The organism is Streptomyces sp. NPDC002125, from assembly GCF_053593715.1.
The window spans coordinates 190,936-215,481 of sequence record NZ_JBSFDD010000010.1 but is presented as its reverse complement, the minus strand read 5'-3'; the positions used below and the strand labels follow the sequence as shown (position 1 = coordinate 215,481).

Sequence of the window (24,546 nt, the reverse complement as noted above, 5' to 3'; positions counted from 1 at the left end):
CTTGGTAAAACCAAGTATCGCAATTCGGGTCGGGGAGGCACCGCATGGAGTTCCGGCAGTCCAGCAAGCTCAACGAGGTCTGTTACGAGATCCGGGGCCCGGTCATCGAGCAGGCGAACGCCCTGGAGGAGGCGGGCCACAGCGTGCTCCGTCTCAACACGGGCAATCCGGCGCTCTTCGGCTTCGAGGCGCCGGAGGAGATCGTCCAGGACATGATCCGGATGCTCCCCCAGGCCCATGGCTACACCGACTCGCGCGGCATCCTGTCCGCCCGCCGCGCCGTGGCGCAGCGCTATCAGGCGATGGGCATGACCGAGGTCGGCGTGGACGACATCTTCCTCGGCAACGGGGTGTCCGAGCTGATCTCCATGGCCGTGCAGGGACTCCTGGAGGACGGCGACGAGATCCTGATCCCGAGCCCGGACTATCCGCTGTGGACCGCCGTGACCACGCTCGCGGGCGGGAAGGCCGTGCACTACGTGTGCGACGAGGGGGCGGACTGGAACCCCGACCTCGCCGACATGGCCTCGAAGATCACCGACCGCACCCGCGCCATGGTGATCATCAACCCGAACAACCCGACGGGTGCCGTCTACTCCCGCGAGGTCCTGGACGGCATGCTCGACCTGGCGCGCAGGCACGGCCTGATGGTGTTCGCCGACGAGATCTACGACCAGATCCTCTACGACGACGCGGAGCACCACAGTGTGGGCGTCCTGGCGCCGGATCTGCTCTGCCTGACCTTCAGCGGGCTCTCCAAGACCTACCGTGTCGCCGGTTTCCGCTCCGGCTGGATGGTGGTCTCCGGCCCGCGGCAGCACGCCCGCAGCTATCTGGAGGGGCTCACCATGCTCGCCTCCATGCGGCTGTGCCCCAACGCCCCGGCGCAGTACGCGATCCAGGCGGCGCTCGGCGGCCGGCAGTCGATCCACCAGCTCACCGCCCCCGGCGGCAGGCTGCACGAGCAGCGCAACCGGGCCTGGGAGCGGCTGAACGAGATCCCCGGGGTGTCGTGCGTGAAGCCGAAGGGCGCGCTGTACGCCTTCCCGCGCATCGATCCGAAGGTCCATGACATCGTCGACGACGAGCGCTTCGTCCTGGACCTGCTGCTGCGGGAGAAGATCCAGGTGGTGCAGGGCACCGGCTTCAACTGGCCGCGCCCGGACCACTTCCGCATCCTCACCCTCCCGCACGCCGACGACCTGGACGCCGCGATCAGCCGCATCGGACGCTTCCTGAACGGATACCGCCAGTGACCTGCCCGGCCTGCCGCTTCCCCGCGCACACACAGTTCGCCTCGCCGGATCTGGTGGGGGCGATCGTGGAGGGCGGTCTCGATCCGGCCGACGACCCCGGCTGGGCGGACTCGGGTGCGGCGTCACCGGCGGAGTACGCGCGCTGGGCGGGCCATCTGTGCGGGATGACCTGTCTGCGCATGGCGCTCGGGGCCGGCGCGCCGTCCCTGTTCGCGCTGCGGGACGGTGCGCTGGCCTACGACGCGTACACCGAGGACGCCGAGGGGGTCATCAAGGGCCTGGTCTACGCCCCCTTCGCCCGGTACGCCGCCGAGGTCCACGGCCTGGACGCGGTCGTCCACCGGGAGCTCACCCCCGCCGGAATCCTGGATCTGGTGGACGGGGGCAGGACGGTGATGGCCTCGGTGCACTACGGCATCCGGCACCCGGACCGGCCCGCTCCGGGGCGCGGTGGCCATCTGGTGCTGGTGACCTCGCGTACGGCGGACGGCGCGGGCGTGCACTTCCACAACCCGTCCGGGACGACGGCCCGGACGCGTACGGCCGCCCTCCCCGTGCCCGTCTTCGAGCAATTCTTCGCGGGCCGCGGGGTGTCCCTGCCCGCCCCGGCACAGGCGTAGCCGGGCGCCCGGGCGCGGGCGTGGTCGGCTCCCCGGCGCAGGTTTAGTGGCTCATCATTACGGGTGGGTCCGGGCGTGATCCGGATGTCCCGGCACACGGGCGCGGGGCTCCCGTGCCACGGTGGGCGCCGACCTCGTCCGACCGCACCCGGGAGACCATCATGCCGCGTCCGCGCACACTGACCGACCCGCGTCCCGAGCGTTCCGGGCGGCGCACCGCGGTCATGGCCGCCGTCGCGGCCTGCGCCGTACTCGCCGCCGGTACGCCCCTCGCGTACGCCACCCTCGGCGACACCGCGCCCCGGAGCACCGCGGCTCCCGCCGCGCGCGGCACCGCCTACGTCGAGACCCGTCTCTTCTTCGGCACCGAACGGCCGGACGGCGGTGCCGATGTGACGGATGCGCAGTTCCAGTCGTTCATCGACCGCGAGGTCACCCCGAGTTTCCCCAGCGGCCTGACGGTCCAGGAGGGCCGGGGGCAGTGGCGCGACTCCAACGGGGTGATCGAGCGGGAGCGTTCGTACGAACTCATCCTGCTGTACCCGGCGTCGGAGGCCCGTCCGCGGGACCCGCAGATCGAACGGATCCGCGCCGCGTACGAGACGGCCTACGCCCAGGACTCGGTGGCCCGGCTGGACGAGCGCACCCTCGCCGACTTCTGAGCCGCTGAACGAGCGCACTCGCCGGCTTCTGAGCCGGGGGACGGTCGCACCCTCGCCGACTTCTGAGCCGCTGAACGAGCGCACTCACGGGACGGCCGCGGCGTCATCGGGAGGCCGGCGCCGGCGGGCCGGGCGGCGTCAGCTCCGCAGGCCGGCGAGCGCGGCGACCGGGTCCGGGTCCGGTGCGGCTCTGGGCCACCAGTCGTCCTCGCCCGGGTCGGACTCGTAGCCGTACCACCGGCTGTCGTGGCCGAAGCGGAGCTGGAGGGTGCCCCCGGCGTTGGTGAGGTGGTTGCGCCACGGCTGGAAGCGCGGGAAGTCGGCGGCGGCGAGAGCGGGACGGGCCCGGTCGAAGGGGCCGGCCGGCGGGTCCCACGGATTCTCCAGGACGTCGAGGCCCTCCGCGCCGCCCTGCCGCCAGGCCGCGACGGCGCGGGCCAGGTCGGTGGTGGTGCGGCCGGTGGCGAAGGCCAGCTCGCGGTAGAGGGCCCTGGTCGTGGCGGTGAGGCCGGCGGTGGGGCGGGACGCGGCGATCCGGACGGCGTCCTGCCAGGTGCTGAGCCCGGCGAGCGGGTCCTCTCCGGTGGTGAGCATCGCGTGGGCGCGGGCCGCCGCGTCCGTGGCGAGGTGGTCGAGGCCCAGCGGGTCACGGGCGCCGGACAGCTCGGGGTAGGACGGGGGCTCGCCGGGATACGGCGGCACCGGCAGCGGCGGGGGCAGCGGCGGCAGGAAACGCTCGGCGAGGGCCTCGGCCGCCGGGACCGAGGGCATGGCGGCGGTCTCCGGGCGCTCACGCGCGGAGTGCTCCGCGTTGCGGCGGCCGAGCTCGTCGAGGAGTTCGCGCTCGCCCCGGCCGCGCATCAGCAGGAGGACGAACGGGTCGCTGTCCAGGAGCCGTGCCGTCTGGTAGCAGAGGGCGGCCACGTGCTTGCAGGGCCAGCCCCGGTCGGGGCAGGAGCAGTCCGGGTCCAGGTCGCCGGCGGCGGGCAGCAGCCGGATGCCGGTCTCGCCCGCCGTGTCCACCAGGGAGTGCGGCATCTCCTTGTCGAGCAGGGCGGACAGGTGCCCCGGCCTGGCGGCCACGGCGTCCAGGAAGGTGTCCCAGTCGGCGGCCGAGAACGAACGCAGGCGCAGCTCCGCGCGGTAGGGGCGGGGGCGGCTGCCGTGGACGTAGGCGATGACCCGGCCGGGGGTGACGGTGATCGCGGCGACCTGGCCGCCGTCGGCGTACGAACGGCCGCGGGCGAGGCGTCCCTCGTCCATCGACAGGGACTCCAGGGCGTCCACCCAGGCCCGGCCCCACCAGCTGTCGGCGAAGGGGCCGTCGGCGTCGGTGGCCCGCGCGGGCACCGCTTCGAACGTACGCCGCAGATCGTCGGGGCCGGGGCGGGCCGCGGGGCTCCCACCGGGGCTCATGACGTCCTCCGGAGCGAGACGAGGTCGGCCAGGTCACGGTCGCTGAGCTCGGTCAGGGCGGCCTCGCCGGACCCGAGCACCGCGTCGGCGAGGACCCGCTTGGACGCCAGGAGTTCGCTGATCCGGTCCTCGACCGTGCCCTCGGCGATCAGCCGGTGCACCTGCACCGGCTGGGTCTGCCCGATGCGGTACGCCCGGTCGGTGGCCTGCTCCTCGACCGCGGGGTTCCACCACCGGTCGTAGTGGATGACATGGGCGGCCCGGGTGAGGTTCAGTCCCGTGCCGGCCGCCTTGAGGGAGAGCAGGAAGACGGGGACCTCGCCGGACTGGAAGCGGTCCACCATCCGCTCGCGCTCGGGCACCGGCGTGCCGCCGTGCAGCAGTTGGGAGGGGATGGCGCGGGAGGCGAGGTGGGCGGAGAGGAGCCGGGCCATCGAGACGTACTGGGTGAAGATCAGGACGGAGCCGTCTTCGGACAGGATCGTGTCGAGGAGCTCGTCGAGCAGGGCGAGCTTGCCGGAGCGCCCGGTCAGCCGGGTCGGCTCCTCCTTCAGATACTGCGCGGGGTGGTTGCAGATCTGCTTGAGCGAGCCCAGCAGCTTCATGATCAGCCCGCGTCGCGCGATGCCCTCCGACTGCTCGATGAACGCCATGGTCTCGCGGACCGCGGCCTCGTAGAGCGTGGCCTGCTCGCGGGTGAGGAAGACGGGGTGGTCGGTCTCGGTCTTGGGCGGCAGCTCGGGCGCGATGCCGGGGTCGGACTTCTTGCGGCGCAGCAGGAAGGGGCGGACCAGCCGGGAGAGCCGTTCGACCGCCTCCTCGTTGCCCAGGCCGGCGGCGGTGCCGGTGTTCTCCACGATCCGGGCGTGCCGGGCACGGAACGCCTTGAGCGGTCCGAGCAGACCGGGGGTGGTCCAGTCGAGCAGCGCCCAGAGCTCGGAGAGGTTGTTCTCCACGGGCGTGCCGGTCAGGGCGACCCGCGCCGGGGCGGGGATGGTGCGCAGGGCCCTGGCCGTGGAGGAGTGCGGATTCTTCACGTGCTGCGCCTCGTCGGCGACGACCAGGCCCCAGGTGTGCGCGGCGAGCTGCTCCGCGCTGGAGCGCATCGTGCCGTACGTCGTGAGGACGAAGCCGCCGTCCGCGCCCGTGAGGCTGCGGTCGGTGCCGTGGAAGCGGCGCACGGGGACTCCGGGGGCGAAGCGGTTGATCTCGCGGTGCCAGTTGCCGAGGAGGGAGGCGGGGCAGACGACGAGGGTGGGGGCGGCGTGGGCGCGGTGCAGGTGGAGCGCGATGACCGTGATCGTCTTGCCCAGGCCCATGTCGTCGGCGAGGCAGCCGCCGAGGCCGAGCGAGGTCATCCGGTCCAGCCAGGCCAGGCCGCGGAGCTGGTAGTCGCGGAGGGTCGCGTCGAGGCCGGGCGGCGCGGGGAGGGTGGTGTCCTCGTCCAGGATGCGCGCGCGGAGCGCGGCGAGGGCTCCGGCGGGCACGGCCTCGACCTGCTCGCCGTCGACCTCGGCGGTGCCGGTCAGGGCGACGGCGAGGGCGTCCACGGGGTCCAGGAGGCCGAGCTCCCGCTTGCGCGCCTTGCGGACGAGCGCGGGATCGACGACGACCCACTGGTCACGCAGACGCACCACGGGGCGGTGCGCCTCGGCGAGCGTGTCCATCTCCGCCTCGGTGAGGTGGTCGTCGCCGAGGGAGAGCTGCCAGTTGAACGCGAAGAGCTGCTCGGCGTCGAAGAACGAGGTGCCGTCGGTGGCCGAACCGGGCGCGGGCCGGACGACGGCCGCCGCGGTGAGCGAGCGCGCGAGCTCCCGGGGCCAGTGGACCGCGACCCCGGCCGCCGCGAGCCGCGCTCCTGCCTCGCCGATCAGTTCGTAGAGCTCGTCCTCGGTGACAGCGAGGACGTCGGGGACGGGCTGGTCCAGCAGGCGCTCCAGGGGCGGCCAGACGCGGGCGGCGCGGCGCAGCGCGAGTACGGCGTCGATCCTCGCCCTCGGCCCGAAGGGCTCGCCCGCGCCGCCGGCCCACAGGGTGGCCGCGTCGGTGACGTACGTCGGGTCGGCGAGGCTGTGCACCTGGGTGATGGCGGCGGCGGCATGGCGCGCGGCGGACGGAGCGGCCCGCACGTCCTCGCTTCCGGCGGCCTCCGCACCATCGCCGGTGCTGTCGCCGTCGCCGGTGCTGTCGTCGCCGCTGTCGAAGAGGTCGTACGCCGACAGGTCGAGCCGGAGCGACACACGCACCCCGGCGTCGAGTCCGGCGGCCACCTCGACGGCCCAGGCACGGGCGTCCGGCAGATGCTGTGCCTCGCGGGCGGCGAAGGGCGCCCCCATCGCGTGGGCGGCGGCGGGCGTCCGGGGAAGGACGTCGGCGACGGCATCGAGGAAGGCGCCGATCAGCGCCCTGGGTTCGGGAACCCGCAGGGGTGTGCCGTCCAACGGGACCGCGTGTCCCTCGGGCGGCATCGAGGCGGCTACGGCTCTCAGATGCGCGATGTCCTCGGCGTCGCGCGGCCCCGCGCGCCAGGCGTCGTGGTCGTCGGCCGTGAGCCCGGGCAGCAGTCTTCCGCGTGCGACGAGGGTCAGCGCGTGCACGGCCGCCGCGCCCCAGGCGCGGGTCGCGGGGTGGGCCACGGCGCGGTGGCGGGCGCGGGCGAGCAGCGGCACCGCGTCCTCGACGGGAAGCACCACGGCGGGCACCGTGCGGGAGCGGACGCCGTCCGTGCCCGTGCTGCCCGTACCGGCGTGGCGCCCGACGACCGTGAGCCCGGTCAGGGCGTACGCGGACTCCCCGGGGGACTCGCCCGCGGGCTCTCCCGCAGCCGGAAACGCCCCGCCGGGCGACGCCGTGCCGGAGCCGCCGAGACCGGCGCTCCCGTCCGGGTCCCAGAAGGCGATCCGGCCGTCCCGGGGCAGTGCGCCCGGCAGGAACACCGCGGCGCACCGGAGCAGCCGCTCGTAGGCCCCGTCCCGCGTCTGCCGCGCCATGCCACTGCCCCCTTCCGCCTCGGTCCTGTCACGTCTCCCCCCGCCCTGGTGAGTCTAGGCGGGGGGTGTGACAGCGCCCGCCCCGGCCGTGTTTCCACAGGTGGGACGGGCTGAGGAGGGGGTCAGTGACGGGTGAGGGGCTTGGCGTGGGTCCCGTCGGTCAGCTGCTCGGGGTCGAACTCCGGCAGCCCGTCCGGATCGAACTCCGGCACCGGCCCGGACCCGGTCAGCGCCTGACCCCGAACGGGCCGCTCCGGGACGGACTCCTCCACGACGGACTTCTCCGCGACGGGCTCCTCCGGGACCGGTTCGTCCGCCGCGGCCTCGCCCGGCGCGGGACGCTCCTCCACCGCACGCTGCTCGGCCGACGCGTTCTGCGGCTCGCCCGCGCCTGCCGGCTGCGGCCCCTGCTGGGCGCGCTCGAGGAAGCGGAGCAGCTCCACGGGGAAGGGCAGCACCAGCGTGGAGTTCTTCTCGGCCGCGACCGCGACCACCGTCTGCAGCAGTCGTAGCTGGAGCGCCGCCGGCTGGGTCGACATCTCGCTGGCGGCCTGGGCGAGCTTCTTCGACGCCTGGAGCTCCGCGTCGGCGTTGATGACCCGGGCGCGCCGCTCACGGTCGGCCTCGGCCTGCCGGGCCATCGAGCGCTTCATCGTCTCCGGCAGCGACACGTCCTTGATCTCCACCCGGTCGATCTGCACGCCCCAGCCCACGGCGGGGCTGTCGATCATCAGCTCCAGGCCCTGGTTGAGCTTCTCGCGGTCGGACAGCAGATCGTCCAGGTCGCTCTTGCCGATGATCGACCGCAGCGAGGTCTGCGCCATCTGGGAGACCGCGAACCGGTAGTCCTCCACCTGGATCACGGCGCTCGCCGGGTCCACGACCTTGAAGTAGATGACGGCGTCCACACGCACCGTCACGTTGTCCCGCGTGATGCCGTCCTGGGCGGGGACGGGCATCGTCACGATCTGCATGTTGACCTTACGAAGCCGGTCGACACCCGGGACGATCATGGTGAAGCCCGGGGCGCGCACCTGGTCGTGCAGCCTGCCGAGCCGGAGCACCACGCCCCGCTCGTACTGTTTGACCACCCGCGCCGCGGCCAGGGCGTACAACAGGCAGCACGACACCACGGCCACCAACGCGACCACCAGCTCCTGGACCATCACGGCCCCCTGCGTCCGGGAATGCGTCACCGCACCCACTCGCCATGCCTCTATTACCACGATATGCCCGATCCGCCCACCTTCGAACCTCTGTCCGGGTGTCCATGGCCCCGGCCGGCCGCGCACCGGATGCCGGTGCCCGGGGGAACGGGCAGGGTGGCCAGCGCCAGCACGTCTCTGTGACGTACCGATGAGCCGGACGAGCAGACGAGGACCCCGCCCATGTCCGTCACCGCGCCCCCCACCGTTCTCCGCCGACGTATCCGCACCGCCGCCGGTGCGGCCCTGCTCACCCTGGCCGTCACCGGCTGTTCCGGCCTGGGGCGCACCGCGGTGGGGCCGGTCTCCTACACCACCGAGCGGGAGAAGGTCATCACCGTGCACAGCCCATCGGTGAAGGGCTGTCACCGGATGGCTCCGGCCGGGGCGAACAAGGTCGCCAACGAGACCCTGATCGACATGATCCTGTACCGCACCGTCGACTGCACCGGGGGCGGCACCACCTACGTGGCCACCACGTTCACCGACGAAAACTCCCCGCGCAGCCTGCCCTGGCGCAGCTACCGGTTCGTCCACTGACCGGCGCGGGGTGCCCGGCCCCGCCCCCGCAGCAGGCCTGCCCGCTCCGCCGCCCGCTCCTGCTGCTCAGGGCTTCCCGGGACGCGCGAGCACCCAGACGCCGTCCGGGGTGAGAGAACGGTCGACGGCGAGCCCGGCCTTCCCCAGATACGTCTCGAAGCGCTCCGCGGAGAGTGCGCGGGAGCGGAAGGTCTGGGTCCAGCGGGCGTCCTCGAAGACGTACTCGGCGCGCACCTCGTCCACCCCGTCGCCCAGCGGCTCCGCCGAGAGGATGCGTATGGTGCAGCCTGCCTGCCGGTCCTCCCGCTCGCGGGGCAGGTCCGAGTGGTAGTCGGCGCCCTCGCGCTGGATGAGCACGACCCCGTCGTCCTTCACATGCCTGCGGCAGGCCCCGAGCAGCCCCTCCCTGACCCGGTGGTCGCTCGTGTGCACCAGGAAGGACCCGAGCACCACCGCGTCGAACCGCTCCTCGCCGAGGTCCAGCTCCTCGATCGGGCTCCGCACCGTGCGTGCTCCGTGGACGCGCTCCAGCATCTGAGCCGACTCGTCCACCGCGGTCACCGCGAAGCCGAGCTCCACCAGCGGATGTGTCACCCGGCCCGCGCCGCAGCCCAGTTCGAGCACGCTCGCACCGGGTGGCAGGACCGACCGGATCACCTCCGGTTCGGTGCCGGCGGACAGGCGCGCGTAGAGCTCGACCGCGCAGCCGTCCGGTGTGATGGAGCCGGGTCCCGTCCCTGTGTGTCCCTCACGTATCAGGCTCATGCCGGCACAACGCCCGTGCGGGGTGAGGCGTTCCGCCTCAGTTCTGCGGGTAGCGCCCTTTCGGCCACGCGACCGGGTGCTCGAACTCCATGCAGAGGTCGTCCGCGAGTTCGGCGATCACGGACCGCCCCTCGGTGGCCACGAGCCATGCGGCGGGCAGCCGTACGTCCCCGTGGTGGGCACCCAGCAGATTGCCGCAGACCGAACCGGTGGAGTCGCTGTCGCCCGAGTGGTTGACCGAGAGCAGCAGCGCCTCGGCCACGTCGTCGGCCCCCGGGAGCGCCAGCGCGCAGTACGCGGCGATGGCGAGGGCCTCCTCGGCGACCCAGCCCGCGCCCAGCGACTCGGCCCGCTCGGCCGTCGGCCGGCCGGGCGCGGCCGCGAGGTCGACCGCCGCCCGCAGCGCGGCCGTCGTCTCCTCGTGGCCGTGGTGGCGGCCCAGCAGTTCCATGGCGCGCAGCACGGCACCGGCCGGTGAGTCGCCCTCCAGCAGATACGTGACGATCGCGGCCAGCGCGCCCGCGGCGTACGCCCCGGTGGGGTGGCCGTGCGTGATCAGCGCGCACCTGGCGGCCAGGTCGAAGCCCGTCGCCGCGTCCTCGCCGAGCAGCCCGAAGGGGGCCGACCTCATGACCGTGCCGCAGCCCTTGGAGTGCGGATTGACGGGGCCGGGCTGTCCGAGCGGGGCGTCGGGCGCTGGGGCCTGCCCGGATGCCAGGCCCGTGAGACAGGCGTTGCCGGGCGCCCGGCGCGCGTACAGCCAGTGCTGGTGCCTGAGCCATCCGGTGCGTACGGGGTCGTCCCCGTCGGGCGCGGGCGGGGAGGGGTGGTTCTGGGTGTCGAGCCAGCGCAGATAGGCGTTGCGGACGATCTCGGTCTCGGCTCCGCCGATCCCCTTGGCGGCTGCCCTGGAGTGGGCCCTGATCAGCCCTTCGACCGTGAACAGCGTCATCTGGGTGTCGTCCGTGATCCGCCCGACCGCCCCGTCCTGGTCGGCGACGAGCCCTCGGACACCGGCCTCCCCGTGGGCGCGGCGGATGCCGTCGAGGGAGAGGAACTCGACCGGGTTGCCCAGCGCGTCCCCGATCGCACCGCCCAGCAGCGCGCCCCGCACCCTGGACCGCCGGGCAGTGCCCGCGTCCCATGACGCGGCGCCCCTCGTCGCGTAACCCCGTCCCGTCGTCGTCACAGTCCGCTCCCCGTCGTCCTCATCGGTTTCCGTATGCCGCGCCGCGGGTTCATGCTGGAGAAGAGGCGATGGTGATGCGTACCGGAAATGAACCGTCCACCGCACGCAGCCCCCTGCGGATGCGGCTCTCACTGAGTGTATGGGGCATGATCTGGGCCGCGTTCGGCCTGACGGCCTTCGTGGTGGCTGGGCGCCCGGGCTGGGCGACGGCCTGCGGTGTGGTGCTGGCGATCGCCGTCACGGACTTCTGCTTCGTCCTGCGCCACATCCGGCAGGGCCCGCAGTACCAGCCGGGCCGGAACATCCCGCCGTACGAACCTGACAGGGACGGGCCCGACGGGGGCGCACCACGGCGGAACGCCCGGCCGCACGAGCCCCGCCGGAGCGACTGGGGGCCGTACGACAGACACTGAGCCCGCCCGAAAGGCCAGGGGCCCGCGCCTGTCAGGACCGGTTGCCCCCGGCTGTCAGGAGCGGTTGCCCCCGGCCCGCGCCCCACACGGCCGGTCGTCCAAGCGGACCGGTTATCCCTGGCCCGCGCCCGTCACGGCCGGTCGTCGAAGCGGGCGGCCCGCAGGTATTCGGGGTTCGGGTCGAGCGCGGCGGCCAGCCGGAAGTGGCGGGTGGCCTGTTCCGGCCGGCCGGCGCGCTGGAAGGTGCGGGCGAGGGCGAAGTGGGCGAAGGCGTTGTCCGGCTCGCGCTCCAGGACCAGCTCGAATTCGAGCTCGGCCGGGCGGAGTTGGGCTGCGGCGAAGAAGGCCCGGGCGCGCAGCAGCCGGGCCGCGGTGTTCTCCGGGTGGGCGGCGATCACCGAGTCGAGCAGCTTGACCGCACCGCGCGGATCCCGCGCGGCGAGCAGTCGCTCCGCGGCACGGAAATCGATGACGTGTGTTTCCGGGTTCCTCTCGGGCACGGCCGTGTCCTTCCCTTCGCCTTCCGCTCTTCAACATCCGGCCGGGTGGCCGTATTCCGGCAGGCCGCGGGGTCAGCCGGCGGCGGCCCGGGCGGTCAGCTCCGACCAGAGCTTCCGGACCTGCGGTTCCAGGTTCTCCAGCGGCCCGTCGTTGTCGACGACGAGGTCGGCGACGGCCAGCCGCTCCTCACGGGTGGCCTGGACCGCCATCCGGGCGCGGGCGTCGGACTCCGTCATGCCGCGCAGCCTCAGGAGCCGGTCCAGCTGGGTTTCGGGGGCCGCGTCCACGACCACGACCAGGTCGTAGAGGGGGGCGAGGCCGTTCTCCGTGAGCAGCGGGACGTCGTGGACGACGACGGCGCCGGGGCCTGCGGCCCGCTCCAGCTCGGCGGAACGGGCGCCCACGAGCGGGTGCACGATGCCGTTGAGCGTGGCCAGGCGTGCAGGATCGGCGAAGACGATCGTGCCGAGCGCCGAGCGGTCCAGTGAGCCGTCGGTGTTGAGGATGCCGGGCCCGAAGGCCTCGACGACGGCGGTGAGCCCGGGGGTGCCGGGCTCCACGACCTCGCGTGCGATCCGGTCCGCGTCGATCAGTACGGCTCCGTAGCGTGCGAGCAGCCGTGACACTTCGCTCTTGCCGGCGCCGATCCCGCCGGTCAGGCCCACTTTCAGCATGCGCCCGAGCCTAAGGGATGTCCCGGCGGCCCCCGGCCTCAGGAATCGCCCTCGCGTTCCGCGAGGAAGCGCTCGAATTCGCGGCCGATCTCGTCCGCCGACGGCAGATCGACCGGTTCCGCGACGAGGTTGCCCCGCGTCTCGGAGCCCGCGACCGCGTCGTACTGGTGCTCAAGCCCTTCGACGAGCGAGACGAGCTCCTCGTCCCCCTGGCCGATCTGCCGGTCGATCTCGGTCTGGGTGCGGTGCGCCTCGGTGCGCAGCGTGTGCGCGACGCTCGGCAGGACCAGTCCGGTCGCCGCCGTGATCGCCTCCAGGGCGGTGAGCGCGGCGTCCGGGTAGGCGGACCTGGCGACGTAGTGCGGCACATGGGTGGCCACACCGAGGACGTCGTGCCCGGCCTCCATCAGCCGGTACTCCACGAGCGCCTCGGCGGAACCGGGCACCTGCGCCTCGTCGAAGGGGCTGCGGTGTCCGGGCATCAGGTCGGTGCGGTTGCCGTGCGGGGTGATGCCGACCGGGCGGGTGTGCGGGACGCCCATCGGGATGCCGTGGAAGTTGACCGAGAGGCGGACACCGAGCCGCTCCACGATCTGCTCCACCGCGGCGGCGAACCGCTCCCACTCGACGTCGGGCTCGGGGCCGGACAGCAGCAGGAAGGGTGCGCCCGTGGCGTCCTGCACGACGCGGACGTCCAGGGTGGGCGCCTCGAACGCCGTCCACCGGTCGCGCCTGAAGGTGAGCAGCGGGCGGCGCGCCCGGTAGTCGACGAGCCGGTCGTGGTCGAAGCGGGCGACGATCTGGTGCGGCAGCGTCTCCAGGAGGCCGTCGACGATCTGCTCGCCCGTCTCGCCCGCGTCGATGTATCCGTCGAAGTGGTAGAGCATGACCAGGCCGGCCGACTCCTGGGCGAGCGCCATGTCGACGACTGCCAGGCCCTTCGGCTCCCATTCGTACAAACTCTGCGGATCAGGCACGGTTACCGCTCCTCCTCGTGTTCCTCGACAAGAACACCCCGCCCGGCCACGGCATTCCCGCTCCCGCGCGTTTCACATGTCGTTACGCGAGGACACGGCTGTGCAGGGCCGTCACCGCCTTCCGCGCGGAGGTGAAGGCTCCGTGCTGCCAGGCGTCGGTGTGGCTGAGGTGGTCACCGGCGAAGTACACGTGTCCGGCGGGGCTGTTGAGCGGTGCGAACACGGCGGCGTCGGGTCCGCCGGACAGGGAGTGCCAGGCGGTCTCCAGATGGGGCGTCTGGCGCCAGTGGTGGGAGAACGACGAGGCCAGCTCCGTACGGTACTTCTCACCGTGGATCTTCACGCCCTGGGTGACGGCCCTCGCCTCCCTGTCGCGTGGGGCGAGTGCGGCGTAGGCGTCCGCCTGGGAGCCGTAGTTGTAGTACCCGATGAGGAGTCCGCGCTGGCCGTGGTGGCCGTACGAGGGGTACCAGATGTGGGAGAGGTCCATGTCCGTCTCGGTGATGCCCCCGTAGATCCGGTGGTCGGTCTCCCACCAGCGGCTGCGGTACTCCAGGCCGATCTTGCCCGCCGAGGCGGGCTTGCAGGCCTCCAGGGCGGTCTGGACAGCCGGTCCGAGGTTGTGGGCCGTCTTGGCCAGGATGTTGGGAGGCAGCGCGGCGACGCAGTAGTCCGCCTCGATGCGCTGGGTCCGGCCCGACCGGGTGTAGGTGACGGTGACGCCGTGGGCCGTGTCGGTGATGTCGGTGACGACCGCCCCGGTGCGTATCCTCCGCTCTCCTATCGCCCGGGTGAGGGCGGCGGGTATCCGGTCCATGCCGCCGACCGGCTGGAACATCAGCATGGCCTGGTCGTACTCGAACTCGAAGGAGAAGTAGCGCCCGACACCACTGGCGAAGACCTCGGACGCGGTGGGTACGGAGCCGAGCTCCTCGCCCGGGGTCCCGGCGGCGGCCGGGTCGACACGGTAGCCGCGGCGAGGGCTGCCGGTGTAGTCGAGCGTGTCGCCGATGTCTCCGAAGTCCTTGAGGAACTCCAGGAGCCGTTCCTGGTCGTCGGCGGTGATCTGCCGGTCCAGCGCGCCCTTGTCCGTGGCCTTGGCCAGGAGCTCGGCGACATAGCCGTAGACGTCGGCCTTCGCGGTGCGGTAGCGCACCGGGGCCTTCATGCCCGCCCGCTCGTTGTAGAGGTAGGCGTTCGCGTTCGTGTTGGTGAACACCTCGACGGGGACGCCGAGTTCACGGCAGTAGTCGAGGGTGACCATCCACTGCGGGATGCGGCCGGGCCCGGCGTTCATGTACTGGCCGTCACTGAAGCGGGCGGTCTGCTTGTTGCCGTAGGTGTCGGTGGTCGAATCGCCGCCCCGGACGGTGAAGTTGCGCCCGCCGGTGCGGCCCCTGGCCTCCAGGACCGTACAGTCGTACCCCGCCTTGCCCAGCTCGTACGCGGCGGCGAGACCGGCGATGCCTCCGCCCACGACGACGACCTTCGCCGCAGCCCTCCCCTTCAGCGAGAAGTCGCTCGCGCTCGGCGCCCGGAAGGCGGGTTCGCGGGCCGCCGCCTGCGCGGTGGGAGCGAGGCCGAGCGCGCCCATGGTGGCGAACATGGCGCCGGCGCCGCCGGTGATGCCGACGCTGCGCAGAAAGCTCCGGCGGCTGGCGCCCGTCGGCACGGGAGAGGCGTGCGAGACGCGTGAGGTGTTCGACGTGTGAGTCATTCCCGGGCTCCCCTGAGTGATCCTGACGTTGCGCCGGATCCTGACAAGGGCGTGTTACGGGGTGTCAGTTATTCGTGTATCCCACATGTTTCTTCTTCCGCTCCCCGGCAGTCGACCCGTCAGCCCGGATCACGGCGACCTGGAGCCCATCGGACCGGCTCATTGGTCCAGACCTTGACATGCTCACCACCCGTCCCTACCGTCACGGGCAGCTCCAGAGCCTCGACCTGCGTTCACGTACGAGAACTCCTGGAACTCCTCCGACGGGAAGGCACCCCCATGCGCACCCGCACACTGATCCCCGCCCTGCTGACGGCCGTACTCTGCACGGGCCTCCTGCCCGCCGCCTCGGCCGGAGCGGCGCAGACGGCGGTCATCGAGGTCACAACGGCGGCGCAGCTCAAGGCCGCGCTGGCCGCCGCCGCTCCCGGTGACACGATCCGGCTCGCCGACGGCACGTACACCGGGAACTTCAAGGCGACCGTCCCGGCCTCCCCGGCCGCGCGCATCACCCTCACCGGCTCCTCGCGGGCGGTCCTGACGGCGGGTGGCGGCTACGGCCTGCACCTGAACGGCGCGGACCACTGGACGGTCCGGGGCGTCACGGTCACCGGCGGCCAGAAGGGGATCGTGACCGACGCGGCGGACGGGGTCGTCATCGACTCGGTGACCGTGCACGACCTCGACATGGAGGGCGTCCACTTCCGCGCGTCGAGCCGGGACGGGACCCTCATGAACTCCTGGATCCACGACACGGGGCAGGACGGGCGCGGGATGGGTGAGGGCGTCTACGTCGGCTCGGCGGGCAACCTGACCGACCGCAGCGACAGGGCGAAGATCATCGGCAACACCATAGGCCCGGGGGTCGGCGGCGAGAACGTCGACATCAAGGAGGGCACCACCGGCGCCCAGATCATCGGCAACACCTTCGACGGCGGCGGGCTGACCGGCGCCAACTACGACGACTCGTGGGTCGACGTGAAGGGCAACGACGTGCTGGTCGAGAACAACCAGGGCGTGCACACCACCAACAACGGATACGAGACGCACACCCAGCAGAGCGGCTGGGGCTGCGGCACCGTCTTCCGGGGGAACGCCTCGGACCTCACCGGCGCCACCGGCGGCGGGCAGCTCGCCGTCAACGTCACGAACCGGAGCGCGGACTGCCCCACCACCGTGCACGCGAGCAACACGGTCACCGGTGGAAGGGGCCTGACGAACATCCCCGTCACGCCCTGATCGCCGTCCGGGTACGCATGAGGCCCGCCCCCCGGAGGGGACGGGCCTCATTCACAGCTCTACAGCTCTACGCCGATGAGCGGCTGAGGTCGGAGCGTCAGCTCTGGCCGCCGGCCAGCTTCTCGCGCAGGGCAGCCAGGGCCTCGTCCGACGCCAGAGCGCCGGAGTTGTCCGCGGACTCCGAGGAGTACGAGCCGCCACCGCTGCCGCCGGAGGCAGCCGGGGCAGCGCCGGCCGGGGCGGCAGCACCCTCGGCAGCGGCAGCCTCGTCGGCCTCGCGGGACTTGATGACCTGGGCCTGGTGCTGCTCGAAGCGCTGCTGCGCCTCGGCGTACTGGGTCTCCCAGACCTCGCGCTGCGCCTCGAAGCCCTCGAGCCAGTCGTTGGTCTCGGGGTCGAAGCCCTCGGGGTAGATGTAGTTGCCCTGGTCGTCGTAGGACGCGGCCATGCCGTACAGGGTCGGGTCGAACTCGACGGAGGCCGGGTCGCCACCGAAGGCCTCGTTGGCCTGCTTCAGCGAGAGGCTGATGCGACGGCGCTCGAGGTCGATGTCGATGACCTTGACGAAGATCTCGTCGTTGACCTGGACGACCTGCTCCGGGATCTCCACGTGGCGCTCGGCCAGCTCGGAGATGTGGACCAGACCCTCGATGCCCTCGTCGACGCGCACGAACGCACCGAAGGGAACGAGCTTGGTGACCTTACCGGGAACGACCTGCCCGATCTGGTGCGTACGGGCGAACTGCTGCCACGGGTCTTCCTGCGTCGCCTTGAGCGACAGCGAGACGCGCTCGCGGTCCATGTCGACGTCGAGGACCTCGACGGTGACTTCCTGGCCGACCTCGACAACCTCGGAGGGGTGGTCGATGTGCTTCCAGGACAGCTCGGAGACGTGCACGAGACCGTCGACGCCACCCAGGTCCACGAAGGCACCGAAGTTGACGATCGAGGAGACGACGCCGGAGCGGACCTGACCCTTCTGGAGGGTCGTGAGGAACGTCTGGCGGACCTCGGACTGGGTCTGCTCGAGCCAGGCACGGCGGGACAGGACCACGTTGTTGCGGTTCTTGTCCAGCTCGATGATCTTGGCCTCGAGCTCCTTGCCCACGTAGGGCTGGAGGTCGCGGACACGACGCATCTCGACGAGCGACGCCGGGAGGAAGCCGCGGAGGCCGATGTCGAGGATGAGACCACCCTTGACGACCTCGATGACGGTACCGGTGACGATGCCGTCTTCTTCCTTGATCTTCTCGATGGTGCCCCAGGCACGCTCGTACTGAGCGCGCTTCTTCGAGAGGATCAGGCGGCCTTCCTTGTCCTCCTTCTGGAGAACCAGGGCCTCGATCTCGTCGCCGACCTTGACGACCTCGTTCGGGTCGACGTCGTGCTTGATCGAGAGCTCGCGGCTCGGGATGACGCCTTCGGTCTTGTAACCGATGTCGAGGAGAACCTCGTCCCGGTCAACCTTGACGATGACACCGTCAACGATGTCGCCGTCGTTGAAGTACTTGATCGTCTCGTCGATCGCCGCGAGGAACGCGTCCGCGTCGCCGATGTCGTTGACCGCAACCTGCGGAGTGGTGGCGGTGGTCTCGGTGCTGCTCGTCATGTGGGAAAGGGCTCCGGTACGGACAGTGAGTCGTAGGTACTGCTACGCCGAAAGCCCGTATCGCCTCTGCAGAAGCCGGACAGCCTGGAGGGCACCCAACCTGTACCGGATAGGCACCTCGACAACCGAGGGGACATGCAACAGACGCGAGCGCGGCCTGCTAGGTCTGAAGCGCGCAGGCTCGCAGCGCAACTTGTAGCATACGGGGGCAGCCGGACAGGGTCAATGCGCGAAGGCGCACACCCGGGGCACACCACCCCATTCCCGGCACAACTCACGTTCACCGAGGCCACATCGGTCGCAGTGGTGTGGTCCGCGCACACGAGCGTACTCACCCGTACGGCCCGTGGAGGCACCCGCGCGAGGCGGGTGAAGGCAAACTACAACGACGGGCACGATGAGCCAAGAGATCTACGGGTCCGAACCCGAAGCGACCCGGCGGAACGCCGGCGAGGCGGAGAGCAGCCGGGCGAGCCGCGGCTGGTGGGACCGGAACGCCGACGAGTACCAGAGCGACCACGGGGCCTTCCTCGGGGACGACCGCTTCGTCTGGGGCCCGGAGGGGCTCGACGAGGCCGAGGCCTCGCTGCTGGGGCCCGCGGCCGGGCTGAAGGGCCTGGACGTCCTGGAGATCGGCGCGGGAGCCGCGCAGTGCTCCCGCTGGCTCGCCGCCCAGGGCGCCCGCCCGGTGGCCCTGGACCTCTCGCACCGCCAGCTCCAGCACGCGCTGCGCATCGGCGGCGGTGTCCCGCTGGTGGAGGCGGACGCGGGGCGGCTCCCCTTCCGGGACGGCGCCTTCGACCTGGCCTGTTCCGCCTACGGCGCGGTGCCCTTCGTCGCCGACCCCGTCCAGGTGTTCCGCGAGGTGCGCCGGGTGCTGCGGCCGGGCGGCCGCTGGGTCTTCTCGGTGACGCACCCGATCCGCTGGGCGTTCCCCGACGAGCCGGGGCCCGAGGGCCTCTCCGTCGCCGCCTCCTACTTCGACCGCGTGCCGTACGTGGAGCAGGACGAGCACGGTGACGCGGTGTACGTGGAGCACCACAGGACGCTGGGCGACCGGGTGCGGGACGTGGTGGCGGGCGGCTTCAGGCTGGTCGACCTGGTGGAGCCGGAGTGGCCCGACTGGAACGACCAGGAGTGGGGCGGCTGGTCCCCGCTGCGGGGGCACCTGATCCCCGGGACGGCGATCTTCGTCTGCGAGCGGGACGGCGCGGCCTCCTGAGGCACCGGCCGTCCTGCCGGGACCGGGGGCGTACGAGACTGGGGGCGTGATCCGTACCGACGCGCTGGACCAGTTGCCCGTACGCACCGCTGTGCCCGCCCTGGAGCGGGCGCTGGAGGAGCGGGGGGCCGCCGTGCTCTGCGCCCCGCCCGGGACCGGCAAGACGACGCTCGTGCCGCTGGTGCTCGCCGGGCTGACCGGCCGGGGCCCGGTGCGCCGGGTCCTCGTCGCCGAGCCCCGGCGGATCGCGGCTCGCGCCGCCGCGCGGCGGATGGCGTGGCTGCTCGGCGAGCGGACCGGCGGCCGGGTCGGCTTCACCGTGCGCGGGGAGCGGTCGGTGGGGCCGGACACGGTGGTGGAGGTCGTGACCACCGGGGTGCTGCTCCAGCGGCTCCAGCGCGACCAGGAGCTGGCCGGGGTCGACGTGGTGATCATCGACGAGTGCCACGAGCGCCATCTGGACGCCGACACCGCCGCCGCGTTCCTCCTCGACGTACGGGCGACGATCAGGCCCGAGCTGCGGCTGGTCGCGGCGTCGGCGACGACGGACGCCGAGGGCTGGGCCCGGCTGCTCGGCGGGGCTCCGGTCGTCGAGGCGCAGGGCGTGGCCCACCCGGTGGAGGTGGTGTGGGCCCCGCCGGCCGGTCCGGTGCGGCCTCCGCACGGGATGAGGGTCGATCCGGCCCTGCTGGGTCATGTGGCGGCGGTGGTGCGCCGGGCGCTCGCGGAGCGGGACGGCGACGTGCTGTGCTTCCTGCCCGGCGTCGGCGAGATCGGCCGGGTGGCGGGACACCTCGCGGGGGTGGACGCCGAGGTGCTCCAGGTACACGGGCGGGCCCCGGCGGCGGTGCAGGACGCGGTGCTCGCCGGGTCCTCGGAGGGCCGCCGGGTGGTGCTGGCGACGTCCGTGGCCGAGTCCTCCCTGACGGTGCCCGGCGTGCGGGTCGTCGTGGACTCGGGCCTCGCCAGGGAGCCGCGTACGGACCATGCCCGGGGGCTGAGCGCGCTGACGACCGTGCGCGCGTCGCGGTCGGCCGGCCGCCAGCGTGCGGGCCGCGCGGGGCGCGAGGCGCCGGGCGCGGTGTACCGCTGCTGGGAGCAGGCGGAGGACGGGCGGCTGGCCGCCTTCCCCTCCCCCGAGATCAAGGTGGCCGATCTGGCGGCGTTCGCGCTGCAGGCGGCCTGCTGGGGCGATCCCGGCGCCTCGGGTCTCGCGCTGCTGGACCCGCCGCCGGCCGGGGCCATGGGCGCGGCCCAGGAGGTGCTGGGCGCGGTCGGAGCGGTGGACGGCGCGGGGCGGGCGACGGGCCGGGGCGTGCGGATGTCCCGCCTGGGCCTGCATCCCCGGCTGGCCCGCGCCCTCCTGGACGGCGCGGACGAGGTGGGCGGGCGCCGGGCCGCGGAGGTGGTGGCGCTGCTGAGCGAGGAGCCGCCCCGGGAGTACGGCGACGACCTGGCGCACGCCCTGCGCACGGCGCGACGGGGCGGTGACGCCTACGCGGCGCGCTGGAGGCAGGAGGTGCGGCGGCTCTCGGGGTCCCTGGGCTCGGGCTCTTCGAAGGGCGCGGAGAGCGGGGCCGGGCAGGGCTCCACAGGCGCCGCCGCGTCCTCCGGAGGGCCGGACGACGCGGCTGTGGGCCTGGTGGCTGCGCTCGCCTTCCCCGAGCGGGTGGGGCGGGCCCGCGGCGAGGGGGCGTTCCTGATGCTGTCGGGTACGGGCGCGGAGCTGCGGGACGGCTCGCGGCTGCGCAGCGCTCCGTGGCTGGCCGTCGCGGTCGCCGACCGGCCCGCCCACGCGGCGTCGGCCAGGGTGCGGCTGGCGGCCGTCGTCGACGAGGGCACGGCGCGGCTGGCCGCCGGGCACCTGGCGTTCTCAGGAGAGGAGGTCCACTGGGCGGACGGCGATGTGGTGGCCCGCTCCGTGGAGCGCCTGGGCGCCGTCGAGCTGTCGGTGCGCGCGCTGCGCGCGCCCGCCCCGGAGCTGGTGCGCGGGGCGCTGCTGGAGGGGCTGCGCCGCGAGGGCCTGGGGCTGCTGCGGTGGAACCGGGACAGCGAGCAGCTGCGGCTGCGGCTCGCGTTCCTGCACCGGGTGGTGGGGGCGCCGTGGCCCGATGTGTCGGACGGCGCGCTGACCGCGCGCGCCGATGAGTGGCTGGAGCCGGAGCTGTCGCGGGCGCGGCGCCGCTCGGACCTGGCGCGGATCGACGCGGGTCAGGCGGTGCGGCGGCTGCTGCCGTGGGCGACGGGCGAGGCCGCCAGGCTGGACGAGCTGGCCCCGGAGCGGATCGAGGTGCCGAGCGGCTCCAGGATCCGGGTGGAGTACGGCGGTGAGCAGCCCGTGCTGGCGGTGAAGCTCCAGGAGCTCTTCGGGCTGCGCGAGACGCCCAGGGTGGCCGGGGTGCCGGTCCTGGTCCATCTCCTGTCCCCCGCCGGGCGCCCGGCCGCGGTGACGGCGGACCTGGCCTCGTTCTGGCAGGACGGCTACAAGGGCGTACGGGCTGAACTGCGCGGCCGGTACCCGAAGCACCCGTGGCCCGAGGACCCGACGACGACGGAAGCCACCCGCTTCACCTCGGCGCGGCTGCGCCGGGACCAGGACCGCCGGGGCTAGAGGTTGTCCGTCCGGGCCCGGGCCGCCGGGGCCAGGAACCTTCCTTCGGACCGCTCCGGGCCCGCCCGGACCACCGCGACGGGAGCCCGGGCCGGGACCAGGGGTGCCGGGCGCCCGCCGGGCACCCCTGGTCCCGCGCGGGTCAGGCCGCGGGGGCCTCGACCTTCAGCTCGATCGTCAGCGTGGCGCCGCTCGCGGTGGTGAGCCGCAGCTTGAAGGTGCCCTCGGTGGTGTCGGCGAAGATCGCCGGGAGCGTCAGGAGCCCGTCGGGGCCGGTCTCCAGGTCCAGGGTGCGGACGGGATCGCCGTTCCCGTCCTTGAAGTACGGTCCCTTGTCGTTCTCGGCGGGCGTCTCCGCGTCGGTGATCATCGTCGCGGTGACGGCGGTACTCGCGACACCCGTGCCCTTGTAGGACGTACGGATCTCGGGGCTGTCGGCGAACTCGGCGCCGGGGGCGGCCGTGAGCGCCTTGTCGTCGGTGCGGGTGACGGTGTCGGCCACGCGGGCGGTGACCTTCGCGCCGAAGCTGAGGCTGCGCTGCACGACGGTGCCGGCGACGGCCGTCACCTTGAAGCTGCCCGCCTTCTCGCCCGCGGTCAGGACCGGCGCGGTGACGGTGCCGTCGGCTGCGGTGGGCAGCGTGACGATGGTCTTCCCGCCGGCGAAGCGGGTGTCGGTGTCGCCCACGATCGAGAACGTGACCGACGCCTTGGCGAGCGCGGCACCCAGGGTGTTCCTCGCCCGCACCGTGACCCGCTCGGAGAACGCGTCGCCCGCGGTGGCGGCGAGGATACCGGTGCCCGCGTTCTCCAGGCTGCCGAGCGTCTGGGACGGGGTGGGCGTGGGGGTCGGCGGCTTCGTCGTGGGCGGCGTCGACGGCGAGGGATCGACGGGCGGCTTGGTGCTCCCGCCGGGCTTGGGCGGCGTCGGGCCGGGGCTCGGCGTCGCACCGCCGGAGGTGCTGGGCGAGGGAGAGGGGGAGGGAGAGGTGGAGCTGGTGTCCGTACCCGTGCTCGTGTCCACCGGGAGTACACCCGTGCCGTCCGGGACCTCGTGGGTGCCGCGCTTGTAGAACTCGAACCAGGAGCGGACCGTGCGGAGGTACTCCGTGGAGTGGTTGTAGCTCAGCACCGCCCGGTCGAGGTCCGTGGCCAGGGACAGGTCGCGGGTGCCCGCGCAGAGGTAGCGTCCGGCGGCCAGCGCCGCGTCGTAGATGTTGTTGGGGTCCTTGCGTCCGTCGCCGTTGCCGTCCTGGCCCCAGGTGGCCCAGGTGGACGGGATGAACTGCATCGGGCCGACCGCGCGGTCGTGGGTCGCGTCGCCGTCGAAGGCCCCGCCGTCGGTGTCCTTGATCAGCGCGAAGCCCTGGCCGTTGAGAGCCGGGCCGAGGATCGGGGAGTACGTGGTGCCGTTCGCGTCGACCTTGCCGCCGCGGGCCTGGCCCGACTCGACCTTGCCGATGGCGGCGAGCAGCTGCCACGGCAGACGGCACGCGGCGTCGGTGCCCGCGACTTCCTGCTCCGCCTTCTTGTACGCGGCCAGGATCGAGGCGGGTATGCCCGATTCGGCGCTGCCGGCCACCGGCAGATTCACGTCCGTGCCGGGCTTGTTGGGCGTGTTGAGCGGCGGCAGGTCGGTGTAGTAGGGCGAGTTGCCGGTGGCGGCGCCCTCCCCCGACGGTGTGGCACCGGCCGAGGTCTGGTCCCCGGTGGCGGTGTCGGGGTGCGGTGCGGCGGGGGCCTGCGAGGCGGAGAGGGCCGCTACGGCAGCGGCGGCCACCGCCGTGGTGGTGGCTCCCCTGCGCAGCCTGCGGCCGAATTGCGCTGCCATACGATCTGACCCTCCCCGTCGACGGCGCTCGCGCTCCCCAGCGCGAGGACTCAGGCGACCCTACGGCAACTCCCGCCGCCCGGACACCGGCCCCCGACCGGTTCTTACCGATTCTTCAGCTTCGCGTCCGTCAAGTCACCCGTGCACCCGGGCGGGTGATGCGAACTCACGCATACTTGCCGCCATGCCGTTCACGCTCAGCCATGCCGCCGCCGTGCTGCCGGGGATCCGCAGGTCCGGCGAGGGCCGCGGCCCTCTGCTCGCATCCGCGCTCGTCGCCGGGTCGTTCGCACCCGATATCACCTATTACGCGGACACCGTGGTGCCCGGGGCGATGGAGTTCGGCGAGGTGACACACGCCGTGTGGGGAGTGTTCACCGTCGATGTCCTCATCACCGGCGCGGTGCTGGCACTCTGGCTGATGCTGCGCGAACCGCTGGTCGCCCTGCTGCCCCGGGCGGCGCAGGGTCGTGTCCACACCTTCGTACGGGGGCGGCGCCGGGAGCCCGGTGGCCTGGACCCGGCCGAGGCGGGGTGGTTCGTCCTGTCGGCCGTGATCGGTTCGGGCACCCACGTCGTGTGGGACGCGTTCACCCATCACGACCGGTGGGGCACGGAGCTGCTCCCCGTGCTCAACCGGTCCGTCGGCGGCTTCCCGGTGTTCCAGTTCGTCCAGTACGGCAGTTCGGCCGTGGCGCTGGCGGTCCTGGCGTGGTTCACGTACACCGGGCTGCGTCGGACCGGCGCGGTGCCGGCGCCGGAGTCCGTGCCGGTGCTGGGCCGCCGGGAGCGCCGCTGGGCGGGTGCGTTCCTCGCGGTGTGCGTCCTGCTGGGCGTCGTCCACCGGTGCGCCCGCTGGTACGCCTGGTTCGGGCACATCGACACACCGCTCGACATCATCCCGACCGCGTGCTTCGGGGCCGGGGCGGGCCTGGCGGCCGGGCTGGTGCTGTACGGGGCCTGGATGCGCCTCCTGCGGAAGCCGTCCGGCCCCCGGCCGCCGGAGGACCCGGGTGCGGACACCGCACGGCCCCGGCCGGCCGGGCGGGACACGGCCTGAGGCGTCACGGGGTGTGGCTCCCGCAGGGGTTGTGACCAGCCGCGGTCCC

20 protein-coding genes are annotated in these 24,546 nt (G+C 72.9%); 9 read left to right on the top strand and 11 right to left on the bottom strand.

Annotated features, from left to right (window positions below; translation table 11 throughout):
* The first annotated feature begins 44 nt into the window (after positions 1-44).
* The 3 genes from ACWCQM_RS19680 (at position 45) to ACWCQM_RS19670 (ending at position 2,538) form a co-directional block, all read left to right on the top strand.
* Entirely contained in the window at positions 45-1,256 is a 1,212-nt protein-coding gene (locus tag ACWCQM_RS19680) for a pyridoxal phosphate-dependent aminotransferase (protein WP_450916448.1), read from the top strand.
* Positions 1,253-1,876 carry a peptidase gene (locus ACWCQM_RS19675; protein ID WP_450916447.1) on the top strand — a complete coding sequence of 208 codons (624 nt, stop codon included), beginning with the start codon at positions 1,253-1,255 and terminating at the stop codon, positions 1,874-1,876. The genes ACWCQM_RS19680 and ACWCQM_RS19675 overlap by 4 nt, the downstream gene beginning before the upstream one ends.
* 161 nt (positions 1,877-2,037) lie before the next feature.
* Positions 2,038-2,538, top strand: a complete 501-nt coding sequence (locus ACWCQM_RS19670; protein WP_450916446.1) for a DUF3574 domain-containing protein — start codon at positions 2,038-2,040, stop codon at positions 2,536-2,538.
* A gap of 138 nt (positions 2,539-2,676) precedes the next feature.
* Here ACWCQM_RS19670 and ACWCQM_RS19665 read toward each other — a convergent pair whose 3' ends face one another.
* The 3 genes from ACWCQM_RS19665 to ACWCQM_RS19655 form a co-directional block, all read right to left on the bottom strand.
* The gene (locus ACWCQM_RS19665) at positions 2,677-3,954 is read right to left on the bottom strand and encodes an SWIM zinc finger family protein (protein ID WP_450916445.1); all 1,278 of its coding nucleotides are present in this window, start codon (positions 3,952-3,954) and stop codon (positions 2,677-2,679) included.
* A complete protein-coding gene (locus tag ACWCQM_RS19660) occupies positions 3,951-6,944 on the bottom strand; it encodes an SNF2-related protein (RefSeq protein ID WP_450916444.1) in 2,994 nt (997 codons plus the stop codon). The genes ACWCQM_RS19665 and ACWCQM_RS19660 overlap by 4 nt, the downstream gene beginning before the upstream one ends.
* Positions 6,945-7,066: 122 nt before the next feature.
* Entirely contained in the window at positions 7,067-8,110 is a 1,044-nt protein-coding gene (locus ACWCQM_RS19655; RefSeq protein ID WP_450916483.1) for a slipin family protein, read from the bottom strand.
* Between the two features lie 222 nt (positions 8,111-8,332).
* Here ACWCQM_RS19655 and ACWCQM_RS19650 point away from each other — a divergent pair, with 222 nt between their 5' ends.
* Positions 8,333-8,689: a hypothetical protein gene (locus ACWCQM_RS19650; protein WP_450916443.1), complete on the top strand. Its 357-nt coding sequence runs from the start codon at positions 8,333-8,335 to the stop codon at positions 8,687-8,689.
* Between the two features lie 66 nt (positions 8,690-8,755).
* Here ACWCQM_RS19650 and ACWCQM_RS19645 read toward each other — a convergent pair whose 3' ends face one another.
* Together ACWCQM_RS19645 and ACWCQM_RS19640 are read right to left on the bottom strand one after the other, a co-directional pair.
* Positions 8,756-9,454 carry a class I SAM-dependent methyltransferase gene (locus ACWCQM_RS19645; protein ID WP_450916442.1) on the bottom strand — a complete coding sequence of 233 codons (699 nt, stop codon included), beginning with the start codon at positions 9,452-9,454 and terminating at the stop codon, positions 8,756-8,758.
* A 37-nt stretch (positions 9,455-9,491) separates the two neighbouring features.
* Positions 9,492-10,643, bottom strand: a complete 1,152-nt coding sequence (locus ACWCQM_RS19640; protein WP_450916441.1) for an ADP-ribosylglycohydrolase family protein — start codon at positions 10,641-10,643, stop codon at positions 9,492-9,494.
* On the opposite strand from ACWCQM_RS19640, the gene ACWCQM_RS19635 reads away from it, so the two are divergent.
* Positions 10,598-11,056, top strand: coding sequence for a DUF6343 family protein (locus tag ACWCQM_RS19635; protein ID WP_450916440.1), 459 nt, complete (start codon positions 10,598-10,600; stop codon positions 11,054-11,056). The two genes, ACWCQM_RS19640 and ACWCQM_RS19635, sit on opposite strands and share 46 nt — an antisense overlap.
* Before the next feature lie 131 nt (positions 11,057-11,187).
* On the opposite strand, the gene ACWCQM_RS19630 is transcribed toward ACWCQM_RS19635, so the two are convergent.
* From ACWCQM_RS19630 to ACWCQM_RS19615, 4 genes are all read right to left on the bottom strand, one after another.
* Positions 11,188-11,556, bottom strand: a complete 369-nt coding sequence (locus ACWCQM_RS19630) for a tetratricopeptide repeat protein (RefSeq protein WP_073747787.1) — start codon at positions 11,554-11,556, stop codon at positions 11,188-11,190.
* A 72-nt stretch (positions 11,557-11,628) separates the two neighbouring features.
* Entirely contained in the window at positions 11,629-12,231 is a 603-nt protein-coding gene (coaE, locus tag ACWCQM_RS19625; protein ID WP_450916439.1) for a dephospho-CoA kinase, read from the bottom strand.
* Between the two features lie 38 nt (positions 12,232-12,269).
* The gene (locus ACWCQM_RS19620; protein WP_073747785.1) at positions 12,270-13,208 is read right to left on the bottom strand and encodes a PAC2 family protein; all 939 of its coding nucleotides are present in this window, start codon (positions 13,206-13,208) and stop codon (positions 12,270-12,272) included.
* A gap of 82 nt (positions 13,209-13,290) precedes the next feature.
* Positions 13,291-14,814 (bottom strand): flavin monoamine oxidase family protein, encoded by a 1,524-nt coding sequence (locus tag ACWCQM_RS19615; RefSeq protein ID WP_450916482.1) that lies wholly within the window; start codon positions 14,812-14,814, stop codon positions 13,291-13,293.
* 390 nt (positions 14,815-15,204) lie between these two features.
* Between ACWCQM_RS19615 and ACWCQM_RS19610 the strand changes: the two genes are divergently transcribed.
* Positions 15,205-16,164 (top strand): right-handed parallel beta-helix repeat-containing protein, encoded by a 960-nt coding sequence (locus ACWCQM_RS19610; protein WP_450916438.1) that lies wholly within the window; start codon positions 15,205-15,207, stop codon positions 16,162-16,164.
* Positions 16,165-16,261: 97 nt separating this feature from the next.
* On the opposite strand, the gene rpsA is transcribed toward ACWCQM_RS19610, so the two are convergent.
* Positions 16,262-17,773: a 30S ribosomal protein S1 gene (gene rpsA, locus ACWCQM_RS19605; protein ID WP_014156844.1), complete on the bottom strand. Its 1,512-nt coding sequence runs from the start codon at positions 17,771-17,773 to the stop codon at positions 16,262-16,264.
* Between the two features lie 397 nt (positions 17,774-18,170).
* Between rpsA and ACWCQM_RS19600 the strand changes: the two genes are divergently transcribed.
* Both ACWCQM_RS19600 and hrpB read left to right on the top strand, forming a co-directional pair.
* Positions 18,171-18,995: a class I SAM-dependent methyltransferase gene (locus tag ACWCQM_RS19600; protein ID WP_450916437.1), complete on the top strand. Its 825-nt coding sequence runs from the start codon at positions 18,171-18,173 to the stop codon at positions 18,993-18,995.
* 46 nt (positions 18,996-19,041) lie between these two features.
* On the top strand, positions 19,042-21,606 hold the full coding sequence (gene hrpB / locus ACWCQM_RS19595; RefSeq protein ID WP_450916436.1) for an ATP-dependent helicase HrpB: 2,565 nt from the start codon (positions 19,042-19,044) through the stop codon (positions 21,604-21,606).
* 142 nt (positions 21,607-21,748) lie between these two features.
* Here the strand turns inward: hrpB and ACWCQM_RS19590 are convergent, their stop codons facing one another.
* The gene (locus tag ACWCQM_RS19590) at positions 21,749-23,437 is read right to left on the bottom strand and encodes a lytic transglycosylase domain-containing protein (protein ID WP_450916435.1); all 1,689 of its coding nucleotides are present in this window, start codon (positions 23,435-23,437) and stop codon (positions 21,749-21,751) included.
* 184 nt (positions 23,438-23,621) lie between these two features.
* Between ACWCQM_RS19590 and ACWCQM_RS19585 the strand changes: the two genes are divergently transcribed.
* Positions 23,622-24,497 carry a DUF4184 family protein gene (locus ACWCQM_RS19585; RefSeq protein ID WP_450916434.1) on the top strand — a complete coding sequence of 292 codons (876 nt, stop codon included), beginning with the start codon at positions 23,622-23,624 and terminating at the stop codon, positions 24,495-24,497.
* The last annotated feature ends 49 nt before the right edge of the window (positions 24,498-24,546 follow it).

Coding starts and splice junctions, on each gene's coding strand:
- ACWCQM_RS19680 (WP_450916448.1), top strand. CDS start 45: ATGGAGTTCCGGCAGTCCAGCAAGCTCAACGAGGTCTGTTACGAGATC.
- ACWCQM_RS19670 (WP_450916446.1), top strand. CDS start 2,038: ATGCCGCGTCCGCGCACACTGACCGACCCGCGTCCCGAGCGTTCCGGG.
- ACWCQM_RS19665 (WP_450916445.1), bottom strand. CDS start 3,954: ATGAGCCCCGGTGGGAGCCCCGCGGCCCGCCCCGGCCCCGACGATCTG.
- ACWCQM_RS19660 (WP_450916444.1), bottom strand. CDS start 6,944: ATGGCGCGGCAGACGCGGGACGGGGCCTACGAGCGGCTGCTCCGGTGC.
- ACWCQM_RS19655 (WP_450916483.1), bottom strand. CDS start 8,110: ATGGTCCAGGAGCTGGTGGTCGCGTTGGTGGCCGTGGTGTCGTGCTGC.
- ACWCQM_RS19650 (WP_450916443.1), top strand. CDS start 8,333: ATGTCCGTCACCGCGCCCCCCACCGTTCTCCGCCGACGTATCCGCACC.
- ACWCQM_RS19645 (WP_450916442.1), bottom strand. CDS start 9,454: ATGAGCCTGATACGTGAGGGACACACAGGGACGGGACCCGGCTCCATC.
- ACWCQM_RS19635 (WP_450916440.1), top strand. CDS start 10,598: ATGACGCGGCGCCCCTCGTCGCGTAACCCCGTCCCGTCGTCGTCACAG.
- coaE (WP_450916439.1), bottom strand. CDS start 12,231: ATGCTGAAAGTGGGCCTGACCGGCGGGATCGGCGCCGGCAAGAGCGAA.
- ACWCQM_RS19615 (WP_450916482.1), bottom strand. CDS start 14,814: ATGTTCGCCACCATGGGCGCGCTCGGCCTCGCTCCCACCGCGCAGGCG.
- ACWCQM_RS19610 (WP_450916438.1), top strand. CDS start 15,205: ATGCGCACCCGCACACTGATCCCCGCCCTGCTGACGGCCGTACTCTGC.
- rpsA (WP_014156844.1), bottom strand. CDS start 17,773: ATGACGAGCAGCACCGAGACCACCGCCACCACTCCGCAGGTTGCGGTC.
- ACWCQM_RS19600 (WP_450916437.1), top strand. CDS start 18,171: ATGAGCCAAGAGATCTACGGGTCCGAACCCGAAGCGACCCGGCGGAAC.
- ACWCQM_RS19590 (WP_450916435.1), bottom strand. CDS start 23,437: ATGGCAGCGCAATTCGGCCGCAGGCTGCGCAGGGGAGCCACCACCACG.
- ACWCQM_RS19585 (WP_450916434.1), top strand. CDS start 23,622: ATGCCGTTCACGCTCAGCCATGCCGCCGCCGTGCTGCCGGGGATCCGC.